This is a genomic window from Pseudomonas chlororaphis (assembly GCA_001023535.1).
In the GTDB taxonomy this organism is placed as follows: domain Bacteria; phylum Pseudomonadota; class Gammaproteobacteria; order Pseudomonadales; family Pseudomonadaceae; genus Aquipseudomonas; species Aquipseudomonas chlororaphis_E.
The window spans coordinates 2,205,269-2,231,786 of record CP011020.1 but is presented as its reverse complement, the minus strand read 5'-3'; the positions used below and the strand labels follow the sequence as shown (position 1 = coordinate 2,231,786).

General features: G+C 63.9%; 27 protein-coding genes and 1 tRNA gene. 21 read left to right on the top strand and 7 right to left on the bottom strand.

Going from position 1 to position 26,518, the window contains the following annotated elements:
* Window position 1 precedes the first annotated feature (1 nt).
* Window positions 2-77 (top strand) — tRNA-Gly (locus VM99_09795).
* A 102-nt stretch (window positions 78-179) separates the two neighbouring features.
* Here the strand turns inward: VM99_09795 and VM99_09790 are convergent.
* The gene (locus VM99_09790; GenBank protein AKJ98339.1) at window positions 180-1,049 is read right to left on the bottom strand and encodes an AraC family transcriptional regulator; all 870 of its coding nucleotides are present in this window, start codon (window positions 1,047-1,049) and stop codon (window positions 180-182) included.
* Between the two features lie 276 nt (window positions 1,050-1,325).
* On the opposite strand from VM99_09790, the gene VM99_09785 reads away from it, so the two are divergent.
* The 12 genes from VM99_09785 to VM99_09730 all read left to right on the top strand — a co-directional run bounded on the left by VM99_09785 (window position 1,326) and on the right by VM99_09730 (window position 11,701).
* On the top strand, window positions 1,326-1,517 hold the full coding sequence (locus VM99_09785; protein AKJ98338.1) for a pilus assembly protein PilA: 192 nt from the start codon (window positions 1,326-1,328) through the stop codon (window positions 1,515-1,517).
* A 137-nt stretch (window positions 1,518-1,654) separates the two neighbouring features.
* Window positions 1,655-1,846, top strand: coding sequence for a pilus assembly protein PilA (locus VM99_09780; protein ID AKJ98337.1), 192 nt, complete (start codon window positions 1,655-1,657; stop codon window positions 1,844-1,846).
* A gap of 144 nt (window positions 1,847-1,990) precedes the next feature.
* A complete protein-coding gene (locus VM99_09775; protein AKJ98336.1) occupies window positions 1,991-2,521 on the top strand; it encodes a membrane protein in 531 nt (176 codons plus the stop codon).
* A gap of 2 nt (window positions 2,522-2,523) precedes the next feature.
* The gene (locus VM99_09770; protein ID AKJ98335.1) at window positions 2,524-3,852 is read left to right on the top strand and encodes an ATPase AAA; all 1,329 of its coding nucleotides are present in this window, start codon (window positions 2,524-2,526) and stop codon (window positions 3,850-3,852) included.
* A gap of 15 nt (window positions 3,853-3,867) precedes the next feature.
* Window positions 3,868-4,680, top strand: a complete 813-nt coding sequence (locus VM99_09765; GenBank protein AKJ98334.1) for a pilus assembly protein CpaB — start codon at window positions 3,868-3,870, stop codon at window positions 4,678-4,680.
* A gap of 74 nt (window positions 4,681-4,754) precedes the next feature.
* Window positions 4,755-6,089 carry a pilus assembly protein gene (locus tag VM99_09760; GenBank protein ID AKJ98333.1) on the top strand — a complete coding sequence of 445 codons (1,335 nt, stop codon included), beginning with the start codon at window positions 4,755-4,757 and terminating at the stop codon, window positions 6,087-6,089.
* An 8-nt stretch (window positions 6,090-6,097) separates the two neighbouring features.
* Window positions 6,098-6,577, top strand: coding sequence for a pilus assembly protein TadG (locus VM99_09755; protein AKJ98332.1), 480 nt, complete (start codon window positions 6,098-6,100; stop codon window positions 6,575-6,577).
* Window positions 6,577-7,071 (top strand): membrane protein, encoded by a 495-nt coding sequence (locus tag VM99_09750; protein AKJ98331.1) that lies wholly within the window; start codon window positions 6,577-6,579, stop codon window positions 7,069-7,071. The genes VM99_09755 and VM99_09750 overlap by 1 nt, the downstream gene beginning before the upstream one ends.
* A complete protein-coding gene (locus tag VM99_09745) occupies window positions 7,065-8,285 on the top strand; it encodes a chemotaxis protein CheY (protein ID AKJ98330.1) in 1,221 nt (406 codons plus the stop codon). Before VM99_09750 ends, VM99_09745 begins: the two co-directional genes overlap by 7 nt.
* Before the next feature lie 3 nt (window positions 8,286-8,288).
* Window positions 8,289-9,725, top strand: coding sequence for a pilus assembly protein CpaF (locus VM99_09740; protein ID AKJ98329.1), 1,437 nt, complete (start codon window positions 8,289-8,291; stop codon window positions 9,723-9,725).
* Window positions 9,722-10,708, top strand: a complete 987-nt coding sequence (locus VM99_09735; protein ID AKJ98328.1) for a secretion system protein — start codon at window positions 9,722-9,724, stop codon at window positions 10,706-10,708. Before VM99_09740 ends, VM99_09735 begins: the two co-directional genes overlap by 4 nt.
* A 27-nt stretch (window positions 10,709-10,735) precedes the next feature.
* Window positions 10,736-11,701 carry a type II secretion system protein gene (locus VM99_09730; GenBank protein ID AKJ98327.1) on the top strand — a complete coding sequence of 322 codons (966 nt, stop codon included), beginning with the start codon at window positions 10,736-10,738 and terminating at the stop codon, window positions 11,699-11,701.
* Between the two features lie 457 nt (window positions 11,702-12,158).
* On the opposite strand, the gene VM99_09725 is transcribed toward VM99_09730, so the two are convergent.
* From VM99_09725 to fadE, 5 genes are all read right to left on the bottom strand, one after another.
* Complete coding sequence (locus VM99_09725; GenBank protein ID AKJ98326.1) at window positions 12,159-12,431, bottom strand: hypothetical protein; 273 nt, start codon at window positions 12,429-12,431, stop codon at window positions 12,159-12,161.
* A gap of 22 nt (window positions 12,432-12,453) precedes the next feature.
* Window positions 12,454-13,167, bottom strand: coding sequence for a lipoprotein (locus VM99_09720; protein ID AKJ98325.1), 714 nt, complete (start codon window positions 13,165-13,167; stop codon window positions 12,454-12,456).
* Window positions 13,168-13,223: 56 nt separating this feature from the next.
* Window positions 13,224-14,447, bottom strand: coding sequence for a secretin (locus tag VM99_09715; protein AKJ98324.1), 1,224 nt, complete (start codon window positions 14,445-14,447; stop codon window positions 13,224-13,226).
* A 442-nt stretch (window positions 14,448-14,889) separates the two neighbouring features.
* The gene (locus tag VM99_09710) at window positions 14,890-15,297 is read right to left on the bottom strand and encodes a dehydrogenase (protein ID AKJ98323.1); all 408 of its coding nucleotides are present in this window, start codon (window positions 15,295-15,297) and stop codon (window positions 14,890-14,892) included.
* A 140-nt stretch (window positions 15,298-15,437) separates the two neighbouring features.
* Window positions 15,438-17,885 (bottom strand): acyl-CoA dehydrogenase, encoded by a 2,448-nt coding sequence (gene fadE / locus VM99_09705; GenBank protein AKJ98322.1) that lies wholly within the window; start codon window positions 17,883-17,885, stop codon window positions 15,438-15,440.
* Window positions 17,886-18,160: 275 nt separating this feature from the next.
* Here fadE and VM99_09700 point away from each other — a divergent pair, with 275 nt between their 5' ends.
* From VM99_09700 to VM99_09685, 4 genes are all read left to right on the top strand, one after another.
* The gene (locus VM99_09700) at window positions 18,161-18,820 is read left to right on the top strand and encodes a cysteine protease (GenBank protein AKJ98321.1); all 660 of its coding nucleotides are present in this window, start codon (window positions 18,161-18,163) and stop codon (window positions 18,818-18,820) included.
* A gap of 46 nt (window positions 18,821-18,866) precedes the next feature.
* A complete protein-coding gene (locus tag VM99_09695) occupies window positions 18,867-19,490 on the top strand; it encodes a glutathione S-transferase (protein AKJ98320.1) in 624 nt (207 codons plus the stop codon).
* Window positions 19,491-19,622: 132 nt separating this feature from the next.
* The gene (locus tag VM99_09690; protein AKJ98319.1) at window positions 19,623-20,555 is read left to right on the top strand and encodes an ABC transporter; all 933 of its coding nucleotides are present in this window, start codon (window positions 19,623-19,625) and stop codon (window positions 20,553-20,555) included.
* Window positions 20,552-21,331, top strand: coding sequence for a membrane protein (locus VM99_09685; protein AKJ98318.1), 780 nt, complete (start codon window positions 20,552-20,554; stop codon window positions 21,329-21,331). Before VM99_09690 ends, VM99_09685 begins: the two co-directional genes overlap by 4 nt.
* Window positions 21,332-21,421: 90 nt before the next feature.
* On the opposite strand, the gene VM99_09680 is transcribed toward VM99_09685, so the two are convergent.
* Window positions 21,422-21,937: an ATP-binding protein gene (locus VM99_09680; GenBank protein AKJ98317.1), complete on the bottom strand. Its 516-nt coding sequence runs from the start codon at window positions 21,935-21,937 to the stop codon at window positions 21,422-21,424.
* 144 nt (window positions 21,938-22,081) lie between these two features.
* Here VM99_09680 and VM99_09675 point away from each other — a divergent pair, with 144 nt between their 5' ends.
* From VM99_09675 to VM99_09660, 4 genes are all read left to right on the top strand, one after another.
* Complete coding sequence (locus VM99_09675; protein AKJ98316.1) at window positions 22,082-24,328, top strand: competence protein ComEC; 2,247 nt, start codon at window positions 22,082-22,084, stop codon at window positions 24,326-24,328.
* Window positions 24,329-24,393: 65 nt separating this feature from the next.
* Window positions 24,394-25,059 (top strand): biopolymer transporter ExbB, encoded by a 666-nt coding sequence (locus VM99_09670; protein ID AKJ98315.1) that lies wholly within the window; start codon window positions 24,394-24,396, stop codon window positions 25,057-25,059.
* Window positions 25,056-25,484, top strand: a complete 429-nt coding sequence (locus VM99_09665) for a biopolymer transporter ExbD (protein AKJ98314.1) — start codon at window positions 25,056-25,058, stop codon at window positions 25,482-25,484. The genes VM99_09670 and VM99_09665 overlap by 4 nt, the downstream gene beginning before the upstream one ends.
* Window positions 25,484-26,494, top strand: a complete 1,011-nt coding sequence (locus VM99_09660; protein ID AKJ98313.1) for a tetraacyldisaccharide 4'-kinase — start codon at window positions 25,484-25,486, stop codon at window positions 26,492-26,494. The genes VM99_09665 and VM99_09660 overlap by 1 nt, the downstream gene beginning before the upstream one ends.
* Window positions 26,495-26,518: the final 24 nt, after the last annotated feature.

The following is a 26,518-nucleotide window of genomic DNA, read 5'->3' as shown; positions in this document are numbered from 1 at the left end:
TGCGGGAATAGCTCAGTTGGTAGAGCACGACCTTGCCAAGGTCGGGGTCGCGAGTTCGAGTCTCGTTTCCCGCTCCAAATTCAAGAAAACGCCGCTCATTGAGCGGCGTTTTTTTATGCCTGGAGAAAAGTCATCGAGCCGACTGTGGATAACCCAATGAGCCCTGGGGCGTGCCGGGGTCATCCCTCCAGGCTCTGCACCAAGCTGTCGAGCGCCGCTGTGCTGGCCTCGTCGGGCACTGCTTGCGATGGGCTCGCGACGCGCAGTTGCTGTGCCGAGCGGTATTCGCTGGGGGTGCAACTGGCGTATTGCTTGAACGCCCGGGCGAAATAGGACGGGTCCTTGAAACCGGCCTCGTAGCCGATGCTGGTGATCGGCATCTGGCTGTTGTCGAGCAGTTCCTTGGCGAAACTCATGCGTTTGTTCAGCACGTAATCGGTGAAGCCCAGCCCGTTGGCCTCCTTGAACAGGCGGCTGAAGCGAAAGGTGGTCATGCCACAACGTTTGGCAAGATCGCGCTGGTCGATGCTTTCGCGAAAATGCTGGTCGATGTACAGCATGATGTGGCTCAGGGCCTGGTGCTTCTGGTGTCCGGAGGTCAGGCGAATGCTGTCGGGCAGGGTGGGGGCGTGGTCGATCTGCGCGGTCTTGCCCCGGCCATTGGCAGTACGGCGCAATTCGCACAATTGCACCACGGCCGTCAGGTAGCGCTTGCGCTCGTTGGCGGGCAGGGGCAGCACCATGTATTCCCAGACGCTGGAGCGCATCGCCCAGACCGCAAGCTCTTCGGAGTGCTGCACGGTGAACATGGTAATGGGAATCGTGGGCGCGGTGCGCTTGATCTCCAGCAGCCGGCGCAGCCCCGGCGTGTCGGGCCGGTCGAAATGGATGCAGATCATGTCGACCTGTTCGCCACTGGGCAACATGGCGTTCTTGGCCAGCGTGCAGTCGCAAGCGTCCTCGAACTGGGCGACCAGTTCCCGGGTGGAGCGATCGTGCGTCAGATCGAACCACAACAGCTTTGGCTTTCCAGTCAGATGTGGCGCCATAGGACGACTACCCAGCGGTTCTTGCTGCCCTTTAGCTAGCAGTATTGCCAATGTGCTATCACTTCGCCGAATAAATTTTCATAAGCCCGCCCCCCTTGGCGCCAGGCCGCGGACCGCCTGCGCCCCCCGCCGACCCACACCTGGCCTGGGGCGCAAAATAATCCTAGGGATGTGCAAAATCCTCCTAACGACCCTCCACCTCTCATGACTAGGGTTGCATCAGGCAGTTCGCAATGTGCTGCCCCCTTGCGAAAACAACCCGATGAGGTGCGCGAAATGACTCTTCAAACAATCAAGGCTTCGGTACTGAAGTTCGCCAAAGATGAAGACGGCCTGACCATTGTGGAATACGCCGTGGCCGGTGGGTTGATCACGGTGGCCGTGGCCGCGATGTTCATCCTGCTGGGCAGCGCCGTGAACACCAAGATCACCGCCCTGTGTGCGGCGGTCAAAGGCGCTGCGTGCTAACGGCCACCCCGGTCGGGAAGCGCGGTGAAGCCCATCGAGGCGCTGGTTTCGTCGAGGGTTGAAGCTTCGATGACGTCTTGCTGGGTTTTACGCCGCTCCTTCCCGCGATGTGTTGCGATTGATGTGAGGTAACTGACATGACCCTTCAAACAATCAGAACTTCGATCAGTAAGTTCGCCAGGGATGAAGATGGCCTGACCATCGTCGAGTACGCCGTCGCCGGCGGGCTGATCACCGTGGCGGTGGCCGCCATGTTCGTCCTGCTGGGCGGAGCCGTGAATGACCGGATCACTGCACTGTGTGCCGCCGTGAAAGGTGCGGCCTGCTGACCGTCATTGCTACCAAGCGTGCAGTGAAGCCTATCGAGGCCACCGGTTTTCGTTTTCGCCGACCCACGCGGCGGATGACCGCTTGATAGGTTTCCTCAGGTGCAGTGTCGCCTGCCAATGATCATTAGATGAGGGAGACGCATCATGTCCATGGAGTTGCTGGTGTCGACGTTACTGCTGCTGGGGTTGCTGGGTTTGGCGGTGGTGAGCGACCTGCGTCGCCATCGCATCCCCAACGCGCTGGTCCTGGCAGGGTTGGCCCTGGGTTTGGCGAGCCAGGCCAATGCAGGCGGGCTCGGTGCAGTGGGCGACAGTGTGCTGGGCATGTTGATCTGCTTCGCGCTGTTCCTGCCCATGTATGCCGTCGGCGGCATGGCGGCCGGCGACGTCAAGCTGATGACCATGGTCGGCAGTTTCCTGCCCTTTCATTACGCCCTGTGGGCCGCGCTGTTCAGCCTGATTGCCGGTGGCGTGTGTGGCTTGCTGATGGTGCTGGCCCGCGGTCAGTTGTTGCAGACCCTCGGGCGCTACTGGTTGATCCTGCGGGCCCAGGCGTACCTGGCGCCTGGCTCGGATGAGGTGGCCGGCAAGCCGTTTCCCTACTCGATCGCGATCCTGATCGGCACCTTGAACAGCGTTTACTGGCAGTTGGTCGCCGGCGGCTGGGGAGTGTAGTCATGCACGTCATCAATGATAGTGATGCCTACCCCAGCGAGCGGGAGGCGGTGCAACGCCTGGCACCCCAGCCGTGCACCATCCGCGACACCGGCCTGAGCGACAGTTTCCTGGGTGAGTTGGTGTGCAAGCACCTGCATGACGCCGGCGTGCTGGACCTGCCTCGGCTGGTAGAGCGCCTGGCCCTGACGGGCGCCGTGCTGGAAGAAGTCCTGGCGTTCCTGCGCAAGGACGGTCGTGTCGAAGTCCTCGGCCAGGTCGGCCAGGCCAGTGTGCAGTCGTTGCGTTACGGCCTGACCGAGCGCGGTCGCAATTTTGCCCGTGACGCCCTGGCGCGCAGCGGCTACATCGGGGCGGCGCCGTTTCCGGTGAGCACCTATCGTTCGCTGATCAAGATCCAGACCATTCACCACGGCCGCATCACCGCCACTGACATGAATCGCGCCCTGGCAGGCGTGGTGCTGACCCAGGGGATGCTCGACCAGTTGGGCGTGGCGCTCAATTCCGGCCGGGCGATCATGATCTATGGCCCGGCGGGCACCGGCAAGACCTATGTCAGCAGCCGGCTGATCCGTCTGTTTGCCGAAGCGATCTGGGTGCCCCACGCCATCGTCATCAACGAGTCGGTGATCGAGATCTACGACCCGCAAGTGCACCAGCGCCTGGATGACAATCGTCAATCGAACAACCTGATGCTCAATGAGGGCATCGACCGCCGGTTGCTCTGCTGCAAACGCCCGATCGTCATCACCGGCGGCGAGTTGAGCATGGAACAGCTGGACGTGCGCTATGACCCCTTTACCCGCCAGTACCAGGCGGCCTTGCAGCTCAAGGCCAGCAATGGGTTGTTCATCATCGATGACATGGGCCGCCAGCGCATGGCGCCGGCCGAGCTGCTCAATCGCTGGATCGTGCCCATGGAAGAGAAGCGCGACTTCATCAACCTGGGCGGTGGCCGGCACTGTGAGCTGCCGTTCGACCTGGTCCTGGTGTTTTCCACCAACCTCAATCCCTTGGAACTGGCCGACGAGGCCTTCCTGCGGCGCATTGGCTACAAGGTGCAGTTCGGCTACCTCAGGCCCGAGGAGTACGAGCGCATCTGGCGCCAGGAATGCGAGCGCCTGGGCATCGCCCATGACCCGTTGCTGGTGCGCTATGTGCTGCAGCGTTTGTACGCCGGTGAAGGCATGCCGCTGGTGCCTTGCCATCCTCGCGATCTGCTGAACATGGCGCTCGATCGCCAGCGTTACCTGGGCGGTTCCGGACCGCTGTTGCCGCAGGAGTTGGAATGGGCCTGGCACAACTATTTTGTCCAGCTCGACTTTCTTTGATTCGGAGATACCGACATGAGCTCCCGTACGCTTTCGCTGATAGGCGTTTCTCTGGTAATGGGCCTTGGTGCCGCATGGATGGCCGATTCCTGGCTGAGCGCACGACTCAATGCCACCCCCGATGACCATTTGCGCAGCGTGGTGGTGGCCACGGTGGAAATCCCCTTCGGGCAGATGGTCGAGGCCCAGCAGGTCACGACCGTGCGAATGCCCATGGACACGATTCCGGACGACGCCTTCGACTCCAGCGAGCAGGCCGTGGGCAAGATCGCCACGTTCGACATCCTGCGCGGCGACATTGTGCGCAGTGCCCGTTTGAGCGAGCACCTGGGCGGCAGCACCCTGGCCTCGCTGATCGCCCCCGACAAGCGTGCCATCTCGGTACGGGTGGATGATGTGGTCGGCGTGGGCGGTTTCCTGTTGCCGGGTAACCGGGTCGACGTCCTGGCGACGAAAAACACCGCGGCCGGCAGCAACAACGCCGTGTCCCGCACGCTCCTGGAAAATCTGCGGGTACTGGCGGTGGACCAGACGGCCGGCACCGACAAGACCCAGCCGGTGGTGGTGCGGGCGGTGACGCTGGAGATGACGACCACTGAAGCCGAGGCATTGGTGACCGCGCAGACCGAAGGCAAGCTGCAACTGGCCCTGCGCAACCCGTTGAACCTGGAGAAAAAAGCCGTGGCCGTGGCGCCGACACCGGTCGCACCGGTCGTGGCGGTGGCCGCACCGGCTCCAAGGCCTGTGGTGCAACGCATCGCCAAGGCGCAGGACAGTTCGATCACGGTGATCCGTGGGGTCGAGCGCAGCGTCATCAACCTTCGCTAGCAGGCCCCGGCGCCATCGGGCTGGCCAGGCGATGGCAATGCCGATCCTCTCCCTCAGTCAGCGAGGATGCGACGATGAAACACAGTATCCGGCAGCCTTTCACGGTGCCTCGGCGCCAGGGAGGGGCGGTGAGTGTGTTGATGGTGATCGCGTTGGTGGCGATTTCCATGATGGCGGCACTGGCCCTGGACGGCGGACACATGTTGCTGAACAAGACGCGCCTGCAAAATGCGGTGGACGCCGCCGCCCTGAGCGGCGCCAAGACCCTGAGCCAGGTCAGCGGCGGCCTCAACATGGCCAGCACGACCCGGACAGCGGCCCTGGACACCTTGAACAAGAACGCCCAGGCCTCGGGCAACGCTGAACTGGCCACCGCTGTTGGCGGTAATCCGGGTGCCTTTGCCGTGGTGGAGCTGGCCAGCAGTGTCTACGGACCGTTTTCCTATCCCGGCCCGGCGAATGCCAAGTACGTGCGGGTGTCGGTGTCCAGCTATCAGCTGAATGGTTTTTTCTGGAATTTCGTGCAGTCGATGGGCAGCGCCGGCCTGGGCGCCAAAAGCGTGGCCGCCATCGCCACTGCCGGCCCCAGTCCCACCGCGCCCTGCGACCTGGCCCCGCTGATGGTTTGCGGCGACCCCACGCAGTACAACCCGGGGGCGGGCAATTTCTGGGGGTATCACTTCGGTGACCTGGAAGTCTTGAAGACGGCCGCAGGCAACACGTCGCCCATCGGCCCCGGCAATTTCCAGTTGCTCGATTTCGGCTCAGGCGGCAGCGCGGTGCGCGAAGACCTGGCGGGCGGTGGTTCGGTCTGCCGCAGCGTCGGGGACAACGTCCAGACCGCGCCCGGTAACAAGGCCGGCCCGACGTCCCAAGGCATGAATACACGTTTTGGGATCTACAACGGCCCGGTCAGTGCGTCGGACTATCCACCGGACCTGGTCACCGCCTCGAGCACCCCGGCGATGACCTACAACGACACGCTCTCCCAGGCGCAATACAAAGGCAAGCCTGTGACGTCGAGCAACGGCGATCTCTCGGCCGGCGGCGAGGCGATCCAGGACTACAACGACTGGCGGACCAAGGTTGCCGCCTGTGTGGCCGGTGGCGCGAGCGGTTGCCAGAGCAACGGCGTGTTCGAGCGCCGGATGCTGAAGATCGTGGTCGGCAACTGCACCGGCAAGCAGGGTGGTTCGACGTCGATCCCGGTGTTGGGGTTCGGTTGCTATTTCGTCGTGCAGCCGGTGGATGGCGGCGGCTCGGACTCGCTGGTGTTCGGTCAATTCGTCCGGGAGTGCGAAGGCGACGGCGTACCGGGCCCCACGCCTTCGAGCGATGCCGGGCCGCAGATCATCCAGCTCTACAAGACCTATCTCAACGGCAGCGGCACGCCGAGCACCGACTCGTAGGAGGCGCCATGGGACTTGCCCGATTTCAATCACCCCGCGCCCAGCAAGGGGTGGCGCTGGTGGAGTTCACCCTGGTGCTGCCGGTGTTGCTGTTGTTGCTGTTGGCCTTCGGCGAGTTCGGCCGGATGCTCTACCAGTACAACGTGCTGCTGCAGGCCAGCCGCGATGCTGATCGTTTCGTCGCCAGCCAGGCCTGGAATGGCACCCTTGGTGGCGTCGCCCTGAGCAACACGCTCCAGACCCAGACCCGGAACGTGGCGGTGTATGGCGTGCCCAGCCAGGCCGGCAGCGCCGTGCTGTCGGGGTTGACCACGGCCAACGTGCAGGTCGCCGCCGTCGGCACCGACCACGTGCGCGTCACCATCACCTACACCTTCTGCCCGGTGATTGGCGCGGGCAACTGCACCGGGTCGATCCCGGGGTTGTTCGGCGCCGCCATCCCGCTGGGTATCCCGCTGGTGGCGACCACTGTCATGAGGGCGTTGTGATGAACGGCAAGCACATGGGCGGTACATACATCGTGGAGTTTTCCTTCGTCGGCCTGCTGGTGTTCGTCCTGCTGTTCGGCGTGGTGGAGATGGGCCGGCTGTACTTCACCGCCAATGCCCTGGACGAAGCCGCGCGACGCGGTGCGCGCCTGGCAGCGGTGTGCAACATCAGCGACCCGGTGGTGCTGCGCCGGGCGATCTTCAATGCCGCGACCGACGCCGGCACCAGCCAACTGATCAGCAGCCTGGCGACCTCGAACCTGGCGCTGACCTACCTGGATGTCAACGGCGCCGTGGTGGCGAACCCCGCCGACACGGTCAGCGCCACCGGCTTCCGGGCCATTCGCTACGTCCGGTTGAGCGTGCAGAACTACGTTTTCAATCTGTTCATTCCCGGGCTGGGCGTGCCCATTACCTTGCCTGCGTTCCAGGCAACCTTGCCACGCGAAAGCCTTGGGCGTCATTCCGACTCCGCGGAGATCACACCATGCTGAGTACCAGGGAAAACCCACTTGCGACCGTTACCGGCAAAGCCGGGCTGCGGTTACTGATCAGCAGCCGCGACGCCACGTCTCTGCGCGACCTGCAGTGTGTCTGCCAACGCATGCCCTGCCTGGAAGTCAGCACGCGGCTGGTGAGCAACGGGCATGTCGACCCACTCTACGGCCTGGACCGGATGCCCGACTTGTTGCTGTTGCGGGTCAGCCACCTGTGGCGCGAGGAGTTGGCGGCCTTGCTGCAACGCCCGGCCCATGAACGCCCACCGATGCTGGTGTGCGGGCCGCTGGGCGAACAGGACGGCATGCGCCTGGCGATGCAGGCCGGTGCCCGGGATGTGCTGCCTGAACCGGTCGCCGAAACGGAGTTGGTGGCCGCCCTGAATCGCCTGGTGGCGGAGGTGCGCCTGGGCAACGGCGCCGAAGGCAAGCTGGTCGCCGTGATCAGTGCCAAGGGCGGTTCCGGCGCAACGTTGGTGGCGTGCAACCTGGCCCAGCAACTCAGCGCCCGGGCGGGCAATACCCTGTTGCTGGACATGGACCTGCAGTTCGGCAGCGTGACCCATTACCTGGACGTGGCACAGACCCATAGCCACCTGGAAGTGCTGCAACAGGTCGAAGATCTGGACAGCCTTGCCCTGCGGGGTTTCTGCAGTCATTTCAGCCCGACCTTGCACGTGCTCGGTGGCCGGGCCGGCGAATTGTGCCTGCCCCAGGACGCCCAACCCGAACAACTCGATGCCTTGCTGCAATTGGCCCGCGCCAGCTACGACTGGATCGTGGTGGACCTGCCGCGCCAGATCGACTCGCTCACCGGCTCTGTGCTGGAGCAGGTGGACCGGGTCTACGTGGTGGTGCAGCAGAGCGTCAGCCACCTGCGCGATGCCAGCGCCCTGGTGCGGATACTTCGCGAGGACCTGGGCGTGCGCGGCGACCAGTTGCAGATCGTGGTCAACCGCTACGACAAGTCGACGACGATCAGCCTCAAGGATATCGGCGAGGCCCTGCGCTGCGCGAACCTGTCGAAATTACCCAATGACTTCAACCTGGTCAGCCAGAGTCAGAACACTGGCGTGCCGTTGGGGCTGCATGCGCCGAAAGCTGCGATCACCGCCGCCTTGCGCGATTTGACCGAAGACCTGGTCGGTCACCAGATGGCCACGAACAAAGGCCTGTTCAAACGCGCCTTCAACCGTTTCTTCGGGGGATGACCCATGATCAGCGACTTCCGCACCCGCTTGCGCAAACAGCCCGCCAAACCCGGCCCTTCCAGCGTCCACGGCGACAGCCTCGCGGAGCCGGCCGAAGCCTTGATGGCCTGGGAACAGGCCGTCCCGGACGTGCTCTACGAAACCCGCACCCAGGTGACACCGGTGGAAGCCGAGTGGCGGGAAAAAATCTACCAACAGTTGCTCAAGGTGATGGACCTGTCACTGCTCGATGCCCTCGAGCAGGTCGAGGCCACGCGGCAGATTCGCGACATCTGCCAGCGCCTGCTGGACGAACATTCGGCGCCGGTGAGTTCCGCCAGCCGGCAACTGATCATCAAGCAGATCACCGACGAGGTGCTGGGCCTTGGCCCGCTGGAACCGCTGTTGGCCGACCACAGCGTGTCCGACATCCTGGTCAATGGCTTTGCCTCGGTGTACGTCGAGCGCTTCGGCAAATTGCAACGCACCGATGTGCGCTTTCGCGATGACCAGCATCTGCTGAACATCATCGACCGGATCGTCTCCAGCCTTGGCCGGCGCATCGACGAATCCTCGCCGCTGGTGGACGCCCGGCTCAAGGATGGCTCGCGGGTCAACGCGATCATCCCGCCGTTGGCCATCGACGGGCCGAGCATGTCGATCCGGCGTTTCGCGGTGGACCTGCTCAACACCGACAGCCTGATCCAGGTGGGCACCATGACCCCGGCCATTGCCTTGCTGCTCAAGGCCATCGTCCGTGGACGCCTGAACGTGCTGATCTCCGGCGGAACCGGCAGTGGCAAGACCACCATGCTCAACGTGCTGTCCAGTTTCATTCCCCACAACGAACGGATCGTCACCATCGAGGACTCCGCCGAACTGCAACTGCAGCAACCCCACGTGGTCCGCCTGGAAACCCGGCCTTCGAACATCGAGGGGCGGGGTGAGGTGAGCCAGCGTGAACTGGTGCGCAACAGCCTGCGGATGCGCCCCGATCGCATCGTGATCGGTGAAGTGCGCGGCGCCGAGGCGCTGGACATGCTCACGGCCATGAACACCGGTCACGACGGCTCCCTGACCACCATCCACGCCAATACGGCTCGCGATGCCCTGGGGCGCATCGAGAACATGGTGTCGATGACCGGGGCTACGTTTCCGATCAAGGCGATGCGTCAACAAATTGCCTCGGCCATCGACGTGGTGATCCAACTGGAGCGTCAAGAAGATGGCAAGCGACGGGTGGTCAGCATGCAGGAGATCAACGGCATGGAAGGGGAGGTCATCACCATGACCGAGATTTTCTCTTTCGTGCGCCAGGGCATCGGTGAACACGGCGAAGTGCTCGGCGATTATCGACCCAGCGGCATGATCCCGGCGTTCCGCGAGGTGTTGGCCAAGCGCGGCATCGAGTTGCCACTGAGCCTGTTCCGCCCTGAATGGATGGAGGCGCGGCAGTCATGAACGGTATTCCCGGCGAATTCATCCTGATTTTCCTTGGCATGGTCTTCATCGCGGTCTTTCTGCTGTCCCAGGGCGTGGTGGTGCCGGTGTTCGGCGAGGCCGGCAAGATGCGCAAACGCATTCGTGGGCGCTTGCACGTGCTGGAGAAGGCCAACCATTTGCCCAATATGCAGACCGTGTTGCGGCACAAGTACCTGACACGCCTGTCGCCCCTGGAAGCTCGACTCGAGCAGTTGCCGTTCATGGCCAGCCTGACGCAGTTGATCGAGCAGGCCGGCCACGAGTACCGCGCCTACCGGGTGATGCTGCTGGGCCTGGTCCTGGGTGCGGTGGCGGGAGCGTCGGTGCTGATGGTGACGCCGCTCTGGTGGGTGGCGCTGCTGACCACGCTGGCCGTCACCTGGTTGCCGGTGCTGAAGATCCTGCGTGACCGCAGCAAGCGCTTCAACGCGTTCGAGGAAGGCCTGCCGGACGCGCTGGACGCCATGTGCCGGGCCCTGCGCGCCGGCCATCCGTTCAACGAAACCTTGCGCCTGGTTGCCGACGAGCACAAAGGGCCGGTCGCCCAGGAGTTCGGCTTGACCTTCGCCGACATCAACTATGGCAACGACGTACGCCGGGCGATGCTGGGCCTGCTGGAGCGCATGCCGAGCATGACGGTGATGATGCTGGTGACGTCGATCCTCATCCACCGCGAGACCGGCGGCAACCTCACCGAAGTGCTGGAACGCCTGAGTCGGTTGATTCGCGGGCGCTTCCGCTTCCAGCGCAAGATCCGCACGTTGTCGGCCGAAGGTCGCATGTCGGCCTGGGTGCTGGTGGCGATTCCCTTTGTGCTGGCGATCGCCATCGTGCTCACCAGCCCCAGCTACATGCCGGTGCTGCTCAATGATCCGATCGGCCACAAGCTGATCATCGGCGCCTTCTGCGCCATGCTGGTCGGGATTTTCTGGATCCGCAAAATCATCCGGATCCAGGTCTGATCGCTGCCCTGACACGAGGTATCAGTCATGGATTATTTGCTCGGGTTGTTCAGTCGGTTTACCGGGAGCGAGGAACTGGCGCGCCTGTTGTTCATTACTGCGATTGGCGTGAGTACCGTGCTGGCGGCGGTGGCCGTGCTCCTGCTGCTGGTGGGCCTGCAAGACCCGGTGCAGCGGCGCCTGGCGCTGATCAAGCGGGGTTATTCGGGCAGTTCGGCGGCGCAGGAGGCACCGGGTAACCTGCAACTGCTGCTGGAGCGGGTGGGCCAGCGCTTCGCTTCGGCCGACCCGGCCCGCACCTCGGCGACCCAGACCCTGCTGACCCATGCCGGTTACCGCTCTGCATCGGCGGTGCAGGTCTACTGGGCCGTGCGCCTGATGATGCCGCTGGCACTGCTCGGCCTGGCGGTACTGGTGATGCCGTTGATCAAGGTGTCCGGGGTGGTCGTGCTGCTGGCGGTGACGACGGTGACCGGTCTCGGCTGGCTGCTGCCGTCGCTGTATGTCGGCAAGCGCAAGCAGGCGCGCCAGGGCCGGCTGCGTGCCGCGTTCCCGGATGCACTGGACCTGATGGTGGTGTGCGTCGAATCAGGCCTGGCCTTGCCGACGACCATCGAGCGAGTGGCCGAAGAAATGGCGGTCAGCCAGGCCGAACTGGCCGAAGAACTGGCCTTGGTCAACGCGCAGATCCGCGCCGGCATCACCAGCACCGAGGCCCTCCGGCAACTGGCCATGCGCACTGGGCTTGAAGACATCCAGGGGTTGGTCAGCCTGTTGGCGCAGAGCATTCGCTTCGGCACCAGCGTGGCCGATACCTTGCGCATCTATGCCGACGAATTCCGCGACCGGCGCACCCAGGCCGCCGAGGAAATGGGGGCGAAAATTGGCACCAAGCTGATCTTTCCACTGATTTTCTGCCTGTGGCCCAGCTTCTTCCTGGTCGCCATCGGCCCTGCGATGATTGGCGTGTTCAGGGCGTTCGGGAACATGTAGGCGGGTGATCCTTCATTAGCCGAACAGTTGTGGCGAGGGCGCTTGCTCCCGCCGGGCAGCGCAGCGGCCCTCGCTCCTTGGCGGCGGCTGCGCACCCGAGGGGGCAAGCGCCCTCGCCACGGCGTACCTGCTGTTTCCAGGACTCAGCATGCCCCCGTGGCGAGGGGGTTCATCCCCGCTGGGGTGCGCAGCCACCCCTCGATGCCAATCCCCTTCGAACAGATACCCCGAGCGCCCAGGTTCAGGGCCGCTGCGCGCCCAACGGGGATGAATCCCCTCGCTACAAAGTAGAGTGACAACAGACCTATCCCGGCTAAACACAACATGTGGCGAGGGCGCTTGCTCCCGCTCGGGCGGCGCAGCGGCCCTTGCTTTTGGCAGCTGCTGCGCACCCGAGCGGGAGCAAGCGCCCTCGCCACGGTACGGTTTAAAACCTTTGTTCAACCCACCTCGTACTTCATTTGCTGCCGCTGCTGATGTCCCCGCCCGTGTCCTGGTCAAAGAATTCCGGAATGGGATAGTTGAAGCTATTGAGCCAGCGCTGCATGGCCAGTTCGCGCTCGGCGGCCGAGGCGGTCTGCAAGTGGGTGGACGCCACCACGCCGCGGATCTGCAGTTGCATCCAGCTTTCGGTACCTTGCTGGGCTGTCGAGGAGGGGCCCGGGTCGATCGCCCAGGCCGGGGTGGACAGGCACAGCGTGCACACGATCATCAGTTGTTTGGTTTTCATCTCATGGACTCCTCGTCACGCTCTACTTGACCGCGCCGGATGAGGCATCGACGACCTCTTCCAGGCGGTTCGCTTGCGACGTTGCTGCGTTGGGGGCCGAGCCTCTGATTCTTTCGGCGCGGGCCTGGGCGTCCGCGATCTGCTGGGGATTGAGCTTGGCCATGCTCGCCAGTTCGGCCGCTTGCTTCCAGTTGTCCTGGTAGATCAACAGGGTCACCATGTTGAGCGCCGCCAGGGCGTCGGATTGCTGGAGCTCCATGGCGGTCATGAACTCGAAGCGCGCTTGGGGAATGCGTTTCTGATTGAGGTAGACGACCCCCAGGTCATTGCGGATCTTGCCTTCGGTCGGGGCCATTTTCGCGGCCCGTTCCAGGTGCTCCGTGGCGCTCGCGTTGTCGTTCTTGACGGCGGCCAGTTGGCCCAGGCCATGTTCGCCGTCGGCGGCCAGGCAGGTTCCGAGCAGGCTTCTATACAAGGGCTCCGCCTCGCTGCGCCCCATCAGGCGCAATACCCGGGCCTTGCGCAGGCGCACCTGGACCAGGTCCTCGGGCAGGCGTTCCAGGTTCGCCAGGCTGGCGTACAAGCGCCCCTCGTTGGCCATGTCGTCGGCCATGTTGAGGGCCAGCTCCTGATCGGCGCTGGGCTTGGCGCAATGGGTCGGGTCCGACGCCACCACGCCATGGCTGGAACAGCCGGCCAGCATCAATGTTGCGGCTACCGCGATTGCTGCTTTCATGGAATATCCCCTCGCAATGGGTTGGACGCCAGGCGCCAGGTACTTAGGGCGCCGGCTCATTGGGAAAGCCCGCTGCGGTTATCGAACTCGCCATGTTCGAGGAAATACATGCGATAGAAATTCGGGTCGTAGTTGCGCAGTTGCTCACCCGGTAATGTCGGCAGTTGTGCATTGGCGGCCAAGGGCTGGACCAGGTGCGGCGTGACGATCATCAACAGCTCGCGTTCCTCGCGGTCGATGGAGTGGTCGCGGAAGAACGCGCCCAGCACAGGGATATCACCCAGCCCCGGAAGCTTGTTCACCTGTGAGCTGTTGCGCGTGCTGATCAGGCCGCTGATGACAAAGCTTTCGCCGTCGGCCAGGGCAATGCTGGTATCGGTACGGCGCACGGTGAGCGCTGGCACCAGGGTCCCGGCGATGTTCACGGCATTGGTGAAATCCAGCTCGCTGACTTCCGGCGCGACCTTCAGGGCGATGCGGTTCTGGCCGATGACAGTGGGGGTCAGGGTCAGGCGAATACCGAACTCCTTGTACTCGATGGACACGTTATCGCTGCCGGAACTGGGCACCGGGATCGGCACTTCGCCGCCGGCCAGGAAACTGGCGCTCTGTCCGCTGAGGGCCACTAGGCTCGGCCGTGCCAGGGTGTAGGCAAAACCGCTGCCCTCCAAGGCATTGATCATCAGCAGGGTTTTACCGGTGGCGAACGACAAGTTGAACATGTCGTTGTTGACCGGCAGGGAAGGGCGCACCACCCCGCCGATGGTGGGCAGGGTCCTCGGCGAGCCGAACAGGAAGTTGCCACGGGTGCCGAACAGCGACGTCGAGGCTTCCTTGAGCTTGGTCCGGCTGACCTCGACGAAACGGATGTCGGTCTGGACCTGGGCAAGCAGCATCGGGTCTTCGGAGGGCACGCTCGCCACGCTGGTCAGCGCGGCCGTGGCCCGACCCTTGACGAAAACCATGCTCTGGCGGGGTATTTTCGAGCAATCCGTCCAGACCATCAGGCTGGTGGCGCCCGGTGCCAGGCCGGTGAGAATGAAAGCGTCACTGCCACTGGGTTGTACATCGGCAATTTTCGGGTCACCCACCGCCAACTTCGTCACGGGGGCGAGGATGCGCAGTTCATTCTGCAAACCCTGGCCGACCTCGAAGGTCGCTGGCAGGCTGTCTAACTGGGAACAATCGGCGGCAACGGCCTGCGCCGTTTCCAGGCCGAAGCCCATCCAGAACAGACCATGGATAACGTGTTTCAAAGCAAGCGCGGTACGCTGGTTCATAGGATGATCCTCGACAGACTGGCCGTCCCTAGGCTTAACCAATTGCCTCGGATCATCGATGGGCCCGGGCTGCCCCCTATCGCATCACCCGGGACAAGGCCGGGTGGACGAGCGGACGGCTGCAATGGACGGCTCCCTTGAAGGGCAATTTGCCAGCCACCGTGCTCGGTTCTGTTGACGGTAGTTCACCTATGGCAAAGCGCCACGTCAAAAATGAAAAAAACGTCTGAAAAGTGGCGGTGGTGAAATTCATGACAGATTGCGCGTCAATAAACTGTCTTTTTGGTGAGGTGGGGATCTTTGGGAGCGCTTCGCGAGCAGGGGGGCGAGTGGTTATGGGAGCGATCCTGCTCGCCAGCGGGCCCATGACCATCGCCGCCGACAAGCCATGAAAAAAGGCCCGCTGGGTGATCCAGGCGGGCCTTTGTGTGTCACGACGCAATCAATGCTTGCTGTCCTGGTCGGACATTGACAGCAACTGCTTTTCCTGGTTCCAGTCGAACGGCTCGTCGTTTTGTTCGGCTTCGAAACGACGCTCCTCCAGGGCCTGGTACAGGTCGATTTCTTCATCGGGCATGTAGTGCAGGCAATCACCGCCGAAGTACCAGAGCAGGTCGCGTGGCACCAGGTGGGCGATCTGTGGATAGCGCACGATCACCTGGCACAAGAGGTCCTGGCCCAGGTACTGGCTTTCGATCGGGTCGACGGGCAACTGGGCACGCAGTTCGTCGAAGCGCTCCAGGAACAGGGCATGGCTTTCTTCGGGAACCTGTTCGGCCTCACCTACGGCGACCAGGATGCTGCGCAAGTGGTCGAGCAGGACAAGATGATCGGCAACGACATTGGACACGAGATAAGTCCTCAAGAGCAAAACGGGCGCAGGAGTATAAAGCCCCCGCGCCGGCTTTTACATGGCCGCGGATCAGTGGGACATCGCGGCGAGGGGCGCCTGCTCCCGCGGGACGGTGCAGCAGGCCCCTCGTCACGGACTCAGCGGACCTTGGCTTCGGCCAGTGTCAGCGCCTCCTTGTCGAAGTCATCCACGTCGATGACCTTGCGCCGCGCCGCTTCGGCCACGCGCAGGGCCTCGGCTTCGCCGGCTTGCAGCACCCCGGCTTGGAGGGCGGCATCGATGAGGGGTTCGCCTGGCGCCGGGTCGAGCTGACCTTGCTTGAGCGCGACGTGGAGTTTTTTCTGCGCCGGATGGGCGGCGCCCAGCAGGTCGGCGGCGTGCTGCAGGGCACCTACCGGATCGTCCGCCGATTGTGGACGGTAGCAACCCTGCAGCAGTTCTTCGAGGGTCGGATCACCCTTGGCCCGGCCTATCACCGCGGCCACCTCGGCATCCAACCTGTCGCTCGGGCCCTTGTGGTGACGGCCGAACGGGAACACCACTCCACGCAACAGACAACCCAATACCCGGTTCGGGAAATTGGCCAGCAGTTCGTCCAGCGCACGTTCCGACTGGCCGAGGCTTTCCTCCATGGCCCAGGTGAACAGCGGCGCCATGTGGTCCGGCGAATCCAGGTCGTGGTAGCGCTTGAGTGCCGCGGACGCCAGGTAAAGATTGCTCAACACATCCCCCAGGCGTGCCGACAGTCGTTCACGACGCTTGAGCTCGCCACCCAGCAGCATCATGCTCAGGTCCGCCAGCAGGGCGAATGCCGCCGCCTGCCGGTTGAGGGCGCGGAAGTAGCCCTGGCTCAAGGCATTGCCCGGTGCGTGTTCAAAGCGGCCGAGGCCCAGGTTCAACACCAGCGTGCTGGCGGCATTGCTGATGGCGAAGCCAATGTGCTTGAGCAACAGGCCGTCGAATTCCACCAGGGCCTGGTCCTTGTCCTCACGGGTGGCCAGGGCCATTTCCTTGAGCACGAACGGATGGCAGCGGATGGCGCCCTGGCCGAAGATCATCAGGTTGCGCGAGAGGATGTTCGCGCCTTCGACCGTAATGAAGATCGGCGCCCCTTGCCAGCTGCGGCCCAGGTAGTTGTTCGGGCCCATGATAATGCCCTTGCCACCGTGCACGTCCATGGCGTGGCTGATGCATTCACGACCGCGCTCGGTCAGGTGGTACTTGAGGATCGCCGACAGCACCGAGGGTTTCTCCCCCAGGTCCACGGCGTTGGCGGTCAGCATGCGGGCCGCGTCCATCAGCCAGGCGTTGCCGCCGATGCGCGCCATGGCTTCCTGGATGCCTTCGAACGCTGACAGCGGGACGTTGAACTGCTCGCGCACCTGGGTGTACTGGCCCGTCACCAGGCTGGTGAACTTGGCCGCGCCGGTGCCCACCGCGGGCAGGGAAATCGAACGCCCGACCGACAGGCAGTTCATCAGCATCATCCAGCCTTTGCCGAGCATCGGTTGGCCGCCAATGAGGAAGTCCAGCGGGATGAACACGTCCTTGCCCCAGTTCGGCCCGTTCATGAACGCCGCGCCGAGTGGCAGGTGGCGGCGGCCGATGTGTACGCCCGGGGTGTCGGTGGGGATCAGTGCAAGGCTGATGCCCAGGTCTTCTTCGTCACCCAGCAGGTGGTCGGGGTCGTACGCCTTGAAGGCCAGGCCGAGGAGGGTGGCCACCGGGCCGAGGGTGATGTAGCGCTTTTCCCAGTTCAGGCGCAGGCCCAGGGTTTCCCGGCCTTGCCATTCGCCCTTGCAGATAATGCCTGTGTCGGGCATCGCCCCGGCGTCGGAGCCGGCCAGCGGCCCGGTCAGGGCAAAGCAGGGGATATCGTCGCCCCGGGCCAGCCGTGGCAGGTAGTGGTCGCGTTGTTCATCGGTGCCGTAGTGCAGCAGCAGTTCCGCCGGGCCGAGGGAGTTGGGGACCATTACCGTGGACGCCAGGTCGCCGCTGCGGGTCGCCAGCTTCATCGCCACCTGGGAGTGGGCGTAGGCGGAGAAGCCCTTGCCGCCGTATTCCTTGGGAATGATGAGGGCGAAGAAACCGTGCGTCTTGATATGGGCCCAGGCTTCGGGCGGCAGGTCCATGGCCTGGCCGATCTGCCAGTCACTGACCATCGCGCAGAGTTCTTCCGTCGGGCCGTCGAGGAACGCCTGTTCTTCCTCGGTCAACTGCACCTTGGGGTAGGACAGCAGCAGGTCCCAGTCCGGGCGACCGCTGAACAGTTCGCCGTCCCACCACACCGTGCCGGCGTCGATGGCGTCGCGTTCGGTCTGGGACATGGGCGGCAGGGTTTTCTGGAACCAGTCGAACATCGGCGCGCTGAAATACCGGCGACGCAGGTCTGGCAGCAGCAGGGGAGCCGCGACGGCGGCGAGCATCACCCACAGAACCAGCATCAGCCACCCGGGGGCGCGGCTGAAAATGCCCATGGCCAGCAGGTAGACCGCGACGATGCCCAGTGCGGGCAACGGGGCGGTGCGCCGATGGGCCAGCCAGGCGATCCCGATGACCAGGACCAGTATCCACAACAACAGCATAGGTAATCCTCCGTGAACCAGGGCAAAACCGACCCACAGAGCTTAGACGGCCTCTGCAAAACCGGCGGTCGGCGCGATGTGATTGATTTCGTGGGAAACCCTGGATGCAGTGCGCCAGTCTGGTTGGCAACAGCCGTGGGAAATCGTTCGTTATCCAGGTGAGAAAACGCCATTGTTTGGCCGAAACGCCGTTATCGCTGCAACGGGGCTGTGGATAGACTCGGGTTTTGCCGATGCCAGCCACGATGGCCGGCGTTTCCCGGAGGCCTTCCTGCATGCAGTCCTACCTGACGCCCAGCCGCTTCATCGACAGCGATCATCCACAGGTCATCGCCTTTGCCGAGGCGCATCGCGGTGCCGACCGCGACCCTGTGGCGCAGGCGGTCAACCTTTACTACGCCGTGCGCGAGGCGGTGCGGTACAACCCGTATACCTTCAGTCGCGATCCGGCGACTCTGCGTGCCAGCCATGCGCTGAGCCACGGGGAAAGCTACTGCGTGCCCAAGGCCACGCTGCTCGCCGGCTGTGCCCGGCATTGCGGCATTCCGGCACGCATCGGCCTGGCGGATGTGCGCAACCACCTGTCCACGCCCCGTTTGCTGGCGTTGCTGCGCAGCGACGTGTTCGCCATGCACGGTTACACCGAGCTGTACCTGGACGGCCGCTGGGTCAAGGCCACGCCGGCGTTCAACCAGGGCTTGTGCGAGCTGTTCGACGTCGCGCCGCTGGAGTTCGATGGCCGCCACGACAGCGTTTTCCACCCGTTCAATCGCCAAGGCGCGAAGCTGATGGAATACATCACCGACCATGGGCAGTTCGCCGATGTCCCCGAAGCGTTCTTTTTCGAGCACCTGGAGAAATGTTATCCACACTTGTTCGGCGATCAGGCGCCGTCCTTGCTCGGCGATATGCGGGACGATTTGAGTCGCGGCTGATCCGGCGTATGCTGCTGCGGCACTTTGTCCATTGAAGGAAACCGTGATGCTGAAGATCTGGGGTCGCAAGAATTCGTCGAACGTGCGCAAGGCGCTCTGGTGTGCCGAAGAGCTGGGGCTGGCCTACGAGGCCATCGATGCGGGCGGCGCTTTTGGCGTGGTGGACACGCCTGAGTACCGGGCGAAGAACCCCAACGGCCGCGTGCCCATGATCGAGGATGACGGTTTCGTGCTGTGGGAATCCAACACCATCGTGCGCTACCTGCTGGCCCGCCACGCGCCGGATTCGGCCTGGTACCCGGCCGATGCCCAGGCACGGGCCGTCGCCGAGAAATGGATGGACTGGACCACTTCGTCCTTTGCCGCACCGTTTCGGACGGTGTTCTGGGGCGTGCTGCGCACCCCGGCCGAGCAACAGGACTGGCCTGCCATCCATTCGGCTATCAAGGAATGCAACGCTTTGCTGGCGATGGCCGACCGTGCATTGGGCGAGCAGCCTTATTTGAGCGGCGCGCAGATCGGCATGGGCGACATTCCCTTGGGCAGCTTCATTTATGCCTGGTTCGAAATGCCCATCGAGCGGGCTGCCTGGCCGAATCTGGAAGCCTGGTACCAGCAGTTGAAACAGCGTCCGGCCTACCGCAAGGCGGTCATGACCGCGTTGACTTAATACTTACTATCGACACGCGTGACTGTACTTGTGCGGCGACGCCCAGCACCATGGCCATCGTGCGCCGTGGTTGTTTTGCTCGCCGCGCGCCCTCATGTACTTCTTTCTTCCCTTCTTGGTGCGTAATCCGATATGAGTTCCGCTCTGTCCATCCGGCAGCTAACCAAAACCTACGGCAACGGTTTCCAGGCCCTGAGTGGTATCGATCTGGACGTCGCCGAAGGCGATTTCTTTGCCTTGCTCGGTCCTAACGGCGCCGGCAAATCCACCACCATCGGCATTCTTTCCACGTTGGTGAACAAGACCAGCGGCACGGTGAATGTCTTCGGCCATGACCTGGACCGCGAGCCCGCCGCCCTCAAGCGTTGCATTGGCGTGGTGCCCCAGGAATTCAACTTCAACCAGTTCGAGAAGACCTTCGACATCGTCGTGACCCAGGCCGGTTACTACGGCATCCCGCCGAAGATCGCCAACGAGCGCGCCGAGCAGTACCTGACCCAGCTGGGGTTGTGGGACAAGCGCGACGTGCCGTCCCGTTCGTTGTCCGGCGGCATGAAGCGCCGCCTGATGATTGCCCGCGCGCTGGTGCATGAGCCACGCCTGCTGATCCTCGACGAACCGACGGCGGGGGTGGACATCGAGCTGCGTCGTTCGATGTGGACCTTCCTGACCGAGCTGAACCAGAAAGGCATCACCATCATCCTGACCACCCATTACCTGGAAGAGGCCGAGCAGTTGTGCCGCAACATCGGCATCATCGACCACGGCACCATCGTCGAGAACACCAGCATGCGGCAGTTGCTCGGCCAACTGCATGTGGAAACCTTTGTGCTGGACCTCAAGCACGACCTGAAGGCCGCGCCCCAGCTCACTGGTTACCCTGCGCGCCTGGTCGACAGCCATACCCTGGAGGTCCAGGTGGACAAGGCCGTCGGCATCACCGGGCTGTTCGGCCAGTTGGCCTTGCAGAACATCGAAGTGCAGAGCCTGCGCAACAAGACCAATCGCCTCGAGGAGTTGTTCGTGTCCCTGGTGGAGAAAAACCTGGCGAAGGTGGCGGTATGAGTTCCGAACTGCGCCCCAACCTGATTGCCCTCAATACCATCGTCTACCGTGAAGTGCGGCGCTTCATGCGCATCTGGCCGCAGACCCTGCTGCCGCCGGCGATCACCATGGTTCTGTACTTCGTGATCTTCGGCAACCTGATCGGCCGGCAGATCGGCGACATGGGTGGCTTCACCTACATGGACTACATCGTGCCGGGGCTGATCATGATGTCGGTGATCACCAACTCCTACGGCAACGTGGTGTCGAGCTTCTTCGGCAGCAAGTTCCAGCGTTCGATCGAAGAGCTGATGGTCTCACCGGTCTCCCCCCACACGATCCTTATCGGCTATACCTTGGGCGGCGTCCTGCGTGGCTTGGCAGTGGGGTTGATCGTGACGCTGCTGTCGCTGTTCTTTACCCATCTGCAGGTGCATCACCTGGGGGTGACGGTCCTGGTGGTGGTGCTCACGGCGACGATCTTTTCGCTGCTGGGCTTCATCAACGCGGTGTTCGCGCGCAACTTCGATGACATCTCCATCATCCCGACGTTCGTGCTCACGCCGTTGACCTACCTGGGCGGGGTGTTCTATTCGATTTCCCTGTTGCCGCCGTTCTGGCAGACCGTTTCCCTGGCCAACCCGGTGCTGCACATGGTCAACGCCTTCCGCTACGGCATCCTGGGGGTTTCCGACATCAAGATCAGCATTGCGATCACCTTCATGCTGGTGGCCACCGTGGTGTTGTACATCGGTTGCTCGCGGTTACTGGTCAGCGGGCGCGGCATGCGCACCTGACGTTCCCCTTGGGGAGCCAGCCTGCTCGCGAAGGCGTCAGCCAGCACGCTCCAAAAAAAGGGCCTCCAGCAACGGAGGCCTTTTTTTCCTTCACATCCGGCTTTTCTTGCGCCGTTTCCACTGCCGGGTCACCCACCAGCGCCAGTAACTCATGGTGACGAAGTAGGCCAGTGCGCCGAGCACCAGACCGGTGACCACCGAACCGAGCAGGAACGGCTGCCACAAGGTCGACAACTGGCCACTGATCCATTCCCAGGTCAGTTCTTCCGGCAGCGTCCGGGCAGGTACGTCCATCAGCCATGCGCCGGTCTGGTAGGTGCAGAAGAACACCGCCGGCATGGTGATCGGATTGGTCAGCCACACCAGGCTCACGGCAATCGGCATGTTGCCGCGTACCGCGACGGCCAGTGCGGCAGCCAGCAGCATTTGCAAGGGAATGGGCAGGAATGCGGCGAACAGGCCGACGGCCATGGCGCGCGCGACGGAGTGACGGTTGAGGTGCCAGAGGTTGGGGTCATGCAGCAAGGTGCCGAGAAAGCGTAAGGATTTGTGTTCCCGGATGCTCTGCGGGTCAGGCATGTAACGTTTGAATAGGCGCCGGGGCATAAGGCTTCTCGGTCGGTTCAAAGCAGTAAGGCGGCAAGTATGTCCGGATTCTACGGTCGGCAGATTCAGACTTTGTGACAATTGATAACGCCCGGGGTGCCGTACAACGGCTAAGCCTTGAGAGGGCACTCTCAAGGACGGGTCATGCGCACAGGATTGGTCGCGCTTGCGCTGGGGCTGGTGGCCCCGGTTTTTTTCCCGGCGTTGCCGCCGCCGTGGCTGATGGTGGCGCTGCCGGTGCTGGCACTGATGGCCGTGCCGTTTCGAACCTACCCGCTGGGCTTCTTCCTGGGCGGATTGGCCTGGGCCTGTCTGTCGGCGCAGTGTGCGCTGGACGATCGGTTGCCTGCCGCGCTGGAGGGAGAAACCCGTTGGGTCGAAGGGCGTGTCGTCGGCTTGCCGCAATACAGCGACGGCGTGGTGCGCTTCGAACTGGCCGATGCCCACGGTCGTCGCGACCGGTTGCCGGCGTTGATGCGCCTTGCCTGGTTCGGTGGGCCGCCGGTCAGCAGTGGCGAGCGTTGGCGATTGGCGGTCAAGCTCAAGCGGCCCGCCGGGCTGTTGAACCCTCATGGTTTCGACTATCAGGCCTGGCTGTTGAGCCGGGGCATCGGCGCCACCGGAACCATCAAGGACGGTCGCCTGCTGCAGCCGGCCCAGGGCGCTTGGCGTGACGGGGTGCGCCAGGCGCTGGCGCGGGTCGATGCCCAGGGCCGCTCCGGTGCACTGATGGCCTTGGTGCTGGGGGATGGTGCCGGGTTGAGCCGCGAAGATTGGCGGGTGTTGCAAGACACCGGCACGGTTCATTTGCTGGTGATCTCCGGGCAACACATTGGCCTGCTCGCCGGCCTGGTGTACCTGATGGTGGCGGGTGCGGCGCGCCATGGCTTGTGGCCGGCAAGGCTGCCATGGTTGCCCTGGGCCTGCGGCCTGGCCTTCATGGCGGCGCTGGGCTACGGCTTGCTGGCTGGGTTCGAGGTGCCGGTGCGGCGGGCCTGCGCGATGATCGGCCTGGTGTTGCTGTGGCGCTTGCGCTTCAAGCCTGCGGCCTCCTGGTGGGCCTGGTTGCTGGCGTTCGACGGGGTGCTGTTGTTCGATCCGCTGGCCTGCCTGCGGCCCGGATTCTGGCTGTCGTTCGCCGCCGTCGCGATCCTGATGTTCACCTTTGGCGGCCGCCTGGGGCCCTGGCGCTGGTGGCAGACCTGGACTCGCGCCCAATGGCTGGTTGCGCTTGGCCTGTGTCCGTTGCTGTTGATCCTGGGGTTGCCGGTGAGCCTCAGCGGGCCGCTGGCGAACCTGCTGGCGGTGCCCTGGATCAGCCTGCTGGTGCTGCCGCCGGCATTGCTCGGCACGCTGTTGTTGCCGGTGCCGTTCGTGGGCGAGGGCCTGCTATGGATCGCCGGCGGGCTGCTCGACGTGTGGTTCAGGGGGCTGGCGTGGGTGGCCGGGCAACTGCCCGCCTGGACCCCGGCGGCGGTTCCGCCCTGGGCCTTGGGCATCGCCGCCCTCGGTGCGTTTGTGCTGCTGTTGCCCAAGGGCGTGCCGCTGCGTCTTTTGGGTTGGCCAATGTTGAGCTTGATGGTCTTTGCACCGCGGGAAAACCTGCCGCACGGGCAGGCCGAGATCTGGCAACTGGACGTGGGCCAGGGGCTGGCGGTGCTGGTGCGTACCCATGGCCATGCCTTGCTTTATGACGCCGGGCCACGCTGGGGCGACGCCGATGCGGGCGAGCGTGTCGTGCTGCCCACCTTGCGCAAGCTGGGGGTGCGCGAATTGGACCTGATGCTGCTCAGCCATGCCGATGCCGATCATGCCGGTGGTGCCCTGGCGGTGCGCAACGGGCTGCCCACCCGGCAGCTGATCAGCGGCGATCCCGACGCGCTGCCCGAGGCGTTGCACGCCGGGCCTTGTGACAGTGGCCAGCGCTGGGAGTGGGACGGGGTCGGTTTCGCGCTGTGGCAATGGTCATCGGCCGAGGACAGCAACCAGAAGTCCTGCGTGTTGCGGGTGGAGGCGGGCGGCGAGCGCTTGCTGTTGACCGGCGACATCGACCGACATGCCGAGCGCGCCTTGCTCGATGGCCCCCTGGCGGTGCCGATCCACTGGCTGGCCGCCCCTCATCATGGCAGCCGCAGCTCATCGTCGATGGCGCTGCTGGCACGTCTCAAGCCTCACTCGGTGCTGATTTCCCGCGGACAGGGCAATGCCTTCGGCCATCCACATCCCCAGGTGATGGCCCGTTACCGCCGGGCGGGGATGACGATCTACGACAGTGCCGAACAGGGTGCCATTCGTCTGCAACTGGGGGCCTTCGCACGGCCGCGTACCGAGGCCGGGCATCGCCGCTACTGGCGTGATCCACTGCCCGCCGGCCCCCCGGGCCGACATTGATCCAGCGCAAACGGGCAAGCGCCTATCGGCGAGTCGGGTCTTCCAAGGCGAGTCTGTGTGATAAAGTGGCGCACTTTTTCGAGGGGGCAGTCACTGTGTGGGAATTGGTCAAATCCGGCGGCTGGATGATGTTGCCGATCATTCTGAGTTCCATCGCGGCACTGGGTATCGTTGCCGAACGCCTGTGGACCCTGCGGGCCAGCCGTGTGACCCCGGAGCATCTGCTCGGGCAGGTCTGGGTCTGGATCAAGGACAAGCAACTGAACAAGGACAAGCTCAAGGAACTGCGCGCCAGTTCGCCCCTGGGGGAAATCCTCGCCGCCGGCCTGGCGAATTCCAAGCACGGTCGCGAGATCATGAAGGAGTGCATCGAGGAAGCCGCCGCCCGGGTCATCCATGAGCTGGAGCGCTACATCAATGCCCTGGGCACCATTGCCGCCATGTCCCCGTTGCTGGGCCTGCTGGGTACGGTGCTGGGCATGATCGATATCTTCAGCGCCTTCACCGGCTCCGGCATGACCACCAACGCCGCCGTGCTGGCGGGGGGCATCTCCAAGGCGCTGATCACCACTGCTGCCGGCCTGATGGTGGGTATTCCGTCAGTGTTTTTCCATCGCTTCCTGCAACGGCGCGTCGACGAGCTCGTGGTGGGCATGGAGCAGGAGGCCATCAAGCTGGTCGAGGTGGTGCAGGGCGACCGTGATGTAGACCTGGCCGGGGACAAGAAGTGAAATTCCGCCGCAAACCCCGGGAAAACATCGAGATCAACCTGGCGTCGCTGATCGACGTGGTGTTCATCCTGCTGCTGTTTTTCGTCGTGACCACCACCTTCACCCGGGAAACCCAGCTCAAGGTCGAATTGCCGCAGGCCGTCAGTGGCTCGCCGGCCGAGGACCAGCAACTGAAGAACCTGGAAGTCACCATCAGCGCCGAAGGTGCGTTCTCGGTGAACAACCAGTTGCTGCCCAAGAGTGATTTGGCGAGCCTGATCGACGCCTTGCAGAAGGAGTCCGGCGGCGACACCAACCTGCCGCTGTCCATCAGCGCCGACGGCAAGACCCCGCATCAATCGGTGATCACCGCGATGGATGCGGCCGGCAAGCTCGGCTTCAGTCATTTGCGCATGACCACCGTCGAGGCGGCGCCTGCACCCTGATGGCCATGTCCGATCGTTTGCTTGCCGCCTGGTACCAGGGGCATCCGGCCCTGGCGTTGCTGCGGCCGTTGGAGTGGTTGTACCGGCGGGTGGTGGTGCGCAAGCGCGAGCGCTTCCTGGCCGGTGACGGCCCGATCTACCAGCCGCCCGTGCCGCTGGTGGTGGTCGGCAATATCACGGTCGGCGGCACCGGCAAGACGCCCATGATCCTGTGGCTGATCCAGCATTGCCAGCGCAGCGGCCTGCGGGTTGGCGTGGTGAGCCGGGGCTACGGCGCCCAGCCGCCGCAATTGCCCTGGCGGGTCGAAGCCAGCCAGGGCGCCGACGTGGCCGGCGATGAGCCGCTGTTGATCGTCCAGCGCACCGGCGTGCCACTGATGATCGACCCGCAGCGCAGCCGCGCGGTCCAGGCGCTGTTGGAAACCGAACCGCTGGACCTGATCCTGTCCGACGACGGCATGCAGCATTACCGGATGGCCCGGGACCTCGAACTGGTGCTGATCGACAACGCCCGCGGCCTGGGCAACCGCCGGTGCCTGCCTGCCGGGCCGTTGCGCGAACCGGTCGAGCGCCTGCAATCGGTCGACGCCGTGCTGTACAACGGCGCTAGTGCGGATCGCGACGACGGCTTCGCCTTTGAACTGCGGCCCACCGCCCTGGTGAACCTGGCCAGCGGCGAGCGGCGCGACCTCGACCATTTCCCGCCCGGCCAGGCGGTGCACGCAGTGGCCGGCATCGGCAATCCCCAGCGTTTCTTCAAGACCCTCGAAACGCTACACTGGCGACCCATACCGCACGGGTTTGCCGACCATGCCCAGTACAGTGCCCAGGCCCTGGACTTCTCGCCTGCGCTGCCATTGGTCATGACGGAAAAGGACGCGGTCAAATGCCGCGCCTTCGCCGGCCCGCACTGGTGGTACCTGGCGGTGGATGCTGCGCCGTCGCCGGCCTTCGCGGCCTGGTTCGACACCCAGCTGATGCGCCTGTTGCCGGATCGCCTTTTGCCTTAAACACCTTTTACCCAAGGGAATTTC